Below are 6,050 nucleotides of genomic sequence, written 5' to 3'. Positions count from 1 at the left end.
GCCCAGTTCTTTCTTACCGGTGTGTAGGTTGTTGTTAGTGGTGTTTCGGGGAGTCCGATGCCGTAGTTGGCGTATTTGAGGTTCTGTATGGGTATGGTTTCTGGGCCCTGGAGGTCTCCTTCTGCCCTTATGTAGAGGTCGATGGGTACGTTGGATAGGTCCTTTATCTGGAGTCCCTGGGGTCCTCCTGGCCAGTAGTATTCTTTTCCGGGTTCCACTGTGGCTGTGAGTGTGAAGGAGTTTCCGGTTTCCCTTCCCTGCCAGAGGACCATTATTTCAACACTCTCGGGCACCGTAACGGTAACCTCCTGCACCGTATTCATGGTTGCAAATGGCACCGGAAGAAGGAGCAGGATGAAGAGCACACCCATCCATTCGTGGCTGTACATGATATAACCTGTAACTTGTTGCAGTTACTTATTATTTATTAAATCATTTCCTATAAAATTATTACCTATGTCCGGATGAACCACGTGGCTCATGAAAAAATAGTTTTTTTGAAGGGAGTGGCTGCTGTTAAATCATGATTCTGGTGTATCCCTGGCTATTCTCCATGGGGGACCGCTATGTGGTATATGTTAACTGAGTAGACACCGGCAGCGGTTGCTGGGGGTACCGTGAGGTGGAGATCAACCGGTATCAGGGATTCATCCTCTAATTTAACCATCCAGTTCTTTCTTACCGGTGTGTAGGTTGTTGTTAGTGGTGTTTCGGGGAGTCCGATGCCGTAGTTGGCGTATTTGAGGTTCTGTATGGGTATGGTTTCTGGGCCCTGGAGGTCTCCTTCTGCCCTTATGTAGAGGTCGATGGGTACGTTGGATAGGTCCTTTATCTGGAGTCCCTGGGGTCCTCCTGGCCAGTAGTATTCTTTTCCGGGTTCCACTGTGGCTGTGAGTGTGAAGGAGTTTCCGGTTTCCCTTCCCTGCCAGAGGACCATTATTTCAACACTCTCGGGCACCGTAACGGTAACCTCCTGCACCGCGGTGGCTCCTGCTGCAGGTTTTAAAAGCAGAAGGAGGATGACTGCAGTGACCATTCCAGCAGTTTTAAGCATATTCCCACCCCATCATGTCCTGGAGGTTCCTATGGAGTCACATCCACTTACCGGTTTCTGTGAATATTATCACAAAAACGACTATGAAAATCCTTAAAATTTATTACTAAATCTTCTGTAGAGGGACCTTCAGATATCAGTAAAAAAAAGTTTCTGTAGAGAAACCTCCAGATATTAGTAAAAAAGGCCATAATTTTATTAAGAGGTCTTTTTTAGGTCTAACTCACCTTTTTAAAAAGATTTATATATGTTGGATTATCATTCTTTTATCATGATTATTCATGTTACATATCTTTCAGGTTACCTAGCAGCCATTATTTCATCGATAATCATTTCAGCGATACTGGGGCTTCCCCTGACACCTGAAAGGCCGGCCAGGCACTCCTGGACACCATCGGCCATCTTCCCGACACCGGTAATTGCACTGGGACTCACAGCAATATCCATAAAACTGGGTGTCACAGGTATCTATGGGGCCGACCTCGGAGCCGTGGCAGGGGTCCTATCAGCAATAATGACTGCATACTTCCTTGAGGATATATTCCCCAGACCGGAGGACTCATGATGAATGAACTGGTTGGAGTTGCAGCCGCAGCAGCCATATCCTGGCTGAACTTCGTTGTGATAGACACATGGATGGGTCTCCCTGAGAAGCCAGGTGTGAGGGGGGCCGACTACATTGGAAGGGACATAGAGAAGAGGGGAGGCGACCTTGCGGGTGGCTTCTTCCAGGGAAACATTGTATGCTCACCGGACGCATCAGCAGGCACCCTCCTCGGCGCCATCGGATGCTACCTCATGGGCGTGCCTGAGGGAGGCCTCGTGGCAGCCCTCCTGGTGTTCATAGGGAACCGCCTCTGCGCCGACCCGGGGTATGCCGGGACACTCGGAGCCCTCTCCATAACAGTCATAATAGCGCTGGCATCCCTCGCCGGGATGAGCCCCGGGCTCTTCGTCGCCGGGATGGTCATTGCAATAACCACCATACAGGGTGTGAGCCACTCCCGATCATCAAGGCTCCTTGGGGCCATAGCCAGGAGGATGAACAGGTACACTGACCTGAAATAGAAGGTGTTAATCATGTTGATCCAGATAACAGGGATAATAGTGGTGCTCATGGCCGTGAGGACCCTCCTGGCCCAGGACAGGGCTGAGAGGCTCCTCTACCTCAATGCCATGTCCTTCGGAATATCTGCAATGATAGCCCTCTACGTTGGAACCGCCTTTGGCGCTGTCCTTGCAGCGGTATACTTTGTGGCATCAACCATAACATCCAATGCAATCGCCCACACCCTTGACCGTGTTGGAGAGGAAATGGTTATCGAGGATTAGGAATATAATAGATGATTACTGGTGAATGTTTATGAATCCGCTGGACCTCCTTAACATTACAAACGTTGGTGTCTTTGTCATATTCACGGGAGCTGCAGGCATCATACTCCTCTCAAGGCCCCTTGATAAGATAATAATGTTTTCGCTCCTCCAGGGGGGCTTTGTGATGGTCCTTGCAGCTGCAAGGTACCTTGATGTTGCCATGGCAGCAGCCCTCTTTGACCCCATATCAACCATAATACTGCTGATGGCCGTTATGAGGATAAATGATATAAGGACTTCGAGGGGTGAGGAACTTGCCTGAGGCTTCCAGGTTCTCATTCAGGATGATTTACAGGGGTGAGGAACTTGCTTGAGACCCAGATCTGGTTCTATGCAGGGGCAGCCCTTGTGGTGATAGGTTCAATCGCAACCGTGGCAGGTCCGGGTGTCAGGGACCCCATTGTGAGGATCCTCAACACCGAGATACCTGCGGTTGGTGTTTCACTCATATTCCTCACCTACAACCACACCCTCGCCCTCCTGACCTTCATCGCGGCAACAACCATAATGACACTGGTACTCCTCAGGGCGGTTATAAGGCTTGAGGAGATGGGGGTGGAATTATGAGTCTTGGAAGAATCCTGAATGAACTTGCAAACCCTAAGAGGATACCCAGACTCTTTGCCTTCTCCCTGGGCCTGATACTCCTTGTGGGATTCCTTGTACCCATCACGCTGAACCCTGATCAGCTCTACCCGAGGCCACTGCCCCAGGAACAGATAAACAGCAAGGACCCCCTGGCACCCTATGACCGTGGGGGAGTACCCCTGGAGAAGCCAGGCAATGTGAAGTCACAGTACCCCCAGTTTGAGGTTAACCTGGGTAAGATAACAGCCTACCTCTCACCCATTGCAATAGCTGTTAAGGGCCTGACGGTGTACTTCGGCACATCCATATACTCCTCCCCTGGTGGGCTCATAGATGAGATACTCTACTACACCAGGGGCCTTGACACGGTCCTGGAGTCAAGCATACTGATGATGGCCTTCACCATAGCCTCATGGGTCGCCCTTAACTTCACTATGAGGAGGCGCAGGTCATGATGTCAGGGAGATGTCTGGAGAGGTTTGTGATGATCACCCTTTCACTGTTCCAGAGAAGTGTGGAGGCACATTTATGATGGTCCCGGAATTCACCCTTTCACTGTTCCAGCCCGCCATTTACACGGGCCTCATAGCAGGATTCATAGCGCTACTCGGGATATCATTCCAGAAGAATGACTTGAGCGCGCTGATAATCACGGACATAGTTGGAATAGCAATGCTCGTAATCGTTGCAGCCGTTGGAACCGACCTCGCAGAGGCCCTCATACTCCCGGGTCTTGTGGTCGAACTGGCTGAGATAATGGCCATATCAGAGATACTCATATCAAGGGAGATGAGGATACTGGGGGAGGTGCCGGTGGTTGAACACAGACCCATGGAACTTGAGGTGTTCAGGACAGCCCCCAACTTCCTTGCCCTGATACTGATCGCCTACGGTGTTTTCCTCACAGGGTTCACCGGGGGTGCTGTTGCTGGGGCAGGGATACTCTTCTACGTAGCTACCAGGAGGGCCAGGGGCCTTCCCACAGTGGAGTGGGATGGGATTGCAGGTATATCCGGTGTAACATGGTGCCTCTGGCTTGCAGGTTTCCTGATATTCTTCACCGCCCCACAGCTCTGGCTGCCGGCCCTCTTCATGTCAGGATGCGGCATACTCATAAAGGTCGCCAGCAAGATGGGCCTCATCGGGGTCCTTGCAAGGGAGGAGATCAGGGAAGCAGGGGGTGATGAGTGATGGATATAGTGTCCCTGGGAGGTGAACTCCTCGGCCAGATACCCTTCGGTGATATCGTACTCTACCTGACACCCTTCAACCTCTTCATGTTTGCAGCCGTGCTCATATTCACCTTCCTCATAGCCATAAGCAGGACCGAGACCCAGGTTGAAACCGAGTTCGGGACACTGGGCAACAGGCGCGTGGAGGTCGACACCGCCGAGTTCAGGATCAGGCGGTTCCTGGCCATTGTCTGCGGACTTGCAACCGCCGGTGCAATGGTGACAGGTGACCTCTTCAACTTCACCCTCTTCGTGGCACTCATAGGTATCGTGAACATAGGTATAGTTTCGGCGGTGAGACAGGTTGAGGTCCTTGACGCGGCCTTCCAGTATGGACTGATAGCCATGATGGCCTCACTCCCACTGTTCGGGGGCGCAGCCATGGTGCTGGGATCATCAGGTACCCTGAGCCTCCTTGAACTATCAGGGATGGCCGGTAACCCAATGATCGTCTTCGCCGCCCTCCTGCTCCTCATGGGTGTTGTTGGTGAGACCGGTGTCGCACCCTTCTATGCAACCAAGGCCGAGATGTTCCGCACACCGGGTTCACCCTTCATACTTATAATACACCTCAGCTCCCTCCTGGTGATCGTGAGGGCCATAGAGGTTTTGCTGATAGTTTCACTGTAGGTGAGATCAATGAACAGGCTCAGAACAGGAAGTTTAACTGCACTCATACTTTCAGCTGCAGGGATAATCTACGCCCTGATATTCAACCCCCCATCATGGGTTGTATACGGTGTGGCCATATTCCTGATACCTGTCTTCATACTCTCCATTGGTATACTCTCCATGGCCAGGCCAGAGGAGGATGAGGCAGAGGACAGGGTTGATGAACCATTCATAGGATACTGAATCATGATAATGGAATCATTCCGGTGTTAATGGTGATGAGATGAATCTGATGGGAAACATCATAGTGAATGTTCTTATAGCATTTCTCATAGGAAGCCTCCTTCTGGGCTTCCAGAGGAAGGTCATGGCAAGGATACAGAGAAGGCCGGGGCCCCCTGTTATACAGCACCTCCTCCACACCTTGAAGTTCTACATAAAGGAGTCGTCCTTCCCGAGGACCGCTGCCATGCCATTCTACATTGCAATAGCAGCGACACTCTGCGGTATATGGATAAGCGCGGTTATAATCGGGCCGGTGCTTGAGGGTTCCCTCCTATTGTTCTTCGGGATCTACGCCCTCCACAAGATAGTTGAACACAATGCAGGGTCTTCATCAGGGTCACCCTACGGTAAGCTCAGCTGCGTCCGTGCAGTGTTCTCAGCTGCAGCCGAAATGCCGCTCTTCGCTGTCCTTGCAATCATATACCTCCAGACCAGGACAATGATAATATCAGATATCATAGGGTACCAGAGCATCCACGGGCCCCTGCTGCTGAAGCTGCCCCTGGCAGCCATGATGTTCTTTGTCCTCATCCTCTCAAAGGCACCCTACTCACCGTTCTCCATCACCAAGGGGAAGGACATAATATCAGGATATGAGACAGAGCACTTCGGGGTCCTCAGGGGTTACCTGATGATCTCGGAGTCCATAGCATGGTACATGCTGCTCTGGATATTCCTCACGGTCTTCATCGGCGGTCTGAGCCTGCCGCTCTACATACTCGGGATGGTGATAATCACAACCATAACGGCCTTCATAAATGCGACAACACCCATGCTGAACCCGAACCACTCGGTGGCCATACAGGTCATCCTGGCCTTCGTGGGTATAGCGGGTTCAATCGTCCTCATGCTTGTAATGTAGAAGACATGATGTGGAATGAAAATGGAAGGGATTTAATCAGAAA

The 6,050-nt window shown here is 51.3% G+C and carries 12 protein-coding genes; 10 read left to right on the top strand and 2 right to left on the bottom strand.

What is annotated here, in order from left to right; genetic code table 11:
* On the bottom strand, positions 1-389 hold a 389-nt coding region (locus C7452_RS04835), incomplete at its 3' end, for a hypothetical protein (protein WP_115892395.1).
* A 155-nt stretch (positions 390-544) separates the two neighbouring features.
* Positions 545-1,054, bottom strand: a complete 510-nt coding sequence (locus tag C7452_RS04830) for a hypothetical protein (RefSeq protein WP_115892394.1) — start codon at positions 1,052-1,054, stop codon at positions 545-547.
* A 271-nt stretch (positions 1,055-1,325) separates the two neighbouring features.
* Between C7452_RS04830 and ehaA the strand changes: the two genes are divergently transcribed.
* The 10 genes from ehaA (at position 1,326) to C7452_RS04780 (ending at position 6,007) form a co-directional block, all read left to right on the top strand.
* Positions 1,326-1,619, top strand: a complete 294-nt coding sequence (gene ehaA, locus C7452_RS04825; protein ID WP_245942842.1) for an energy-converting NiFe hydrogenase A subunit EhaA — start codon at positions 1,326-1,328, stop codon at positions 1,617-1,619.
* Positions 1,619-2,122 carry a hypothetical protein gene (locus tag C7452_RS04820; RefSeq protein ID WP_115892533.1) on the top strand — a complete coding sequence of 168 codons (504 nt, stop codon included), beginning with the start codon at positions 1,619-1,621 and terminating at the stop codon, positions 2,120-2,122. The genes ehaA and C7452_RS04820 overlap by 1 nt, the downstream gene beginning before the upstream one ends.
* 12 nt (positions 2,123-2,134) lie before the next feature.
* A complete protein-coding gene (locus C7452_RS04815; protein WP_170130292.1) occupies positions 2,135-2,386 on the top strand; it encodes a DUF2109 family protein in 252 nt (83 codons plus the stop codon).
* Positions 2,387-2,417: 31 nt separating this feature from the next.
* Positions 2,418-2,690: a DUF2108 domain-containing protein gene (locus C7452_RS04810; protein ID WP_170130291.1), complete on the top strand. Its 273-nt coding sequence runs from the start codon at positions 2,418-2,420 to the stop codon at positions 2,688-2,690.
* Positions 2,691-2,734: 44 nt separating this feature from the next.
* Complete coding sequence (locus C7452_RS04805) at positions 2,735-2,995, top strand: EhaE family protein (protein WP_048060805.1); 261 nt, start codon at positions 2,735-2,737, stop codon at positions 2,993-2,995.
* Positions 2,992-3,471 (top strand): EhaF family protein, encoded by a 480-nt coding sequence (locus tag C7452_RS04800; RefSeq protein WP_211305653.1) that lies wholly within the window; start codon positions 2,992-2,994, stop codon positions 3,469-3,471. The genes C7452_RS04805 and C7452_RS04800 overlap by 4 nt, the downstream gene beginning before the upstream one ends.
* Before the next feature lie 73 nt (positions 3,472-3,544).
* The gene (locus tag C7452_RS04795; RefSeq protein WP_048060806.1) at positions 3,545-4,207 is read left to right on the top strand and encodes an EhaG family protein; all 663 of its coding nucleotides are present in this window, start codon (positions 3,545-3,547) and stop codon (positions 4,205-4,207) included.
* On the top strand, positions 4,207-4,878 hold the full coding sequence (locus C7452_RS04790) for a proton-conducting transporter transmembrane domain-containing protein (RefSeq protein ID WP_115892389.1): 672 nt from the start codon (positions 4,207-4,209) through the stop codon (positions 4,876-4,878). Before C7452_RS04795 ends, C7452_RS04790 begins: the two co-directional genes overlap by 1 nt.
* Before the next feature lie 9 nt (positions 4,879-4,887).
* Positions 4,888-5,103 carry an SND2/TMEM208 family protein gene (locus C7452_RS04785; RefSeq protein ID WP_048060808.1) on the top strand — a complete coding sequence of 72 codons (216 nt, stop codon included), beginning with the start codon at positions 4,888-4,890 and terminating at the stop codon, positions 5,101-5,103.
* Between the two features lie 40 nt (positions 5,104-5,143).
* Positions 5,144-6,007, top strand: a complete 864-nt coding sequence (locus C7452_RS04780) for a respiratory chain complex I subunit 1 family protein (RefSeq protein ID WP_115892388.1) — start codon at positions 5,144-5,146, stop codon at positions 6,005-6,007.
* The last annotated feature ends 43 nt before the right edge of the window (positions 6,008-6,050 follow it).

Source organism: Methanothermobacter defluvii, assembly GCF_003385755.1.
Classification (GTDB): Archaea; Methanobacteriota; Methanobacteria; order Methanobacteriales; family Methanothermobacteraceae; genus Methanothermobacter; species Methanothermobacter thermautotrophicus.
The sequence above is the reverse complement of the archived record's forward strand: the minus strand, read 5'-3'. Positions and strand labels throughout refer to the sequence as shown.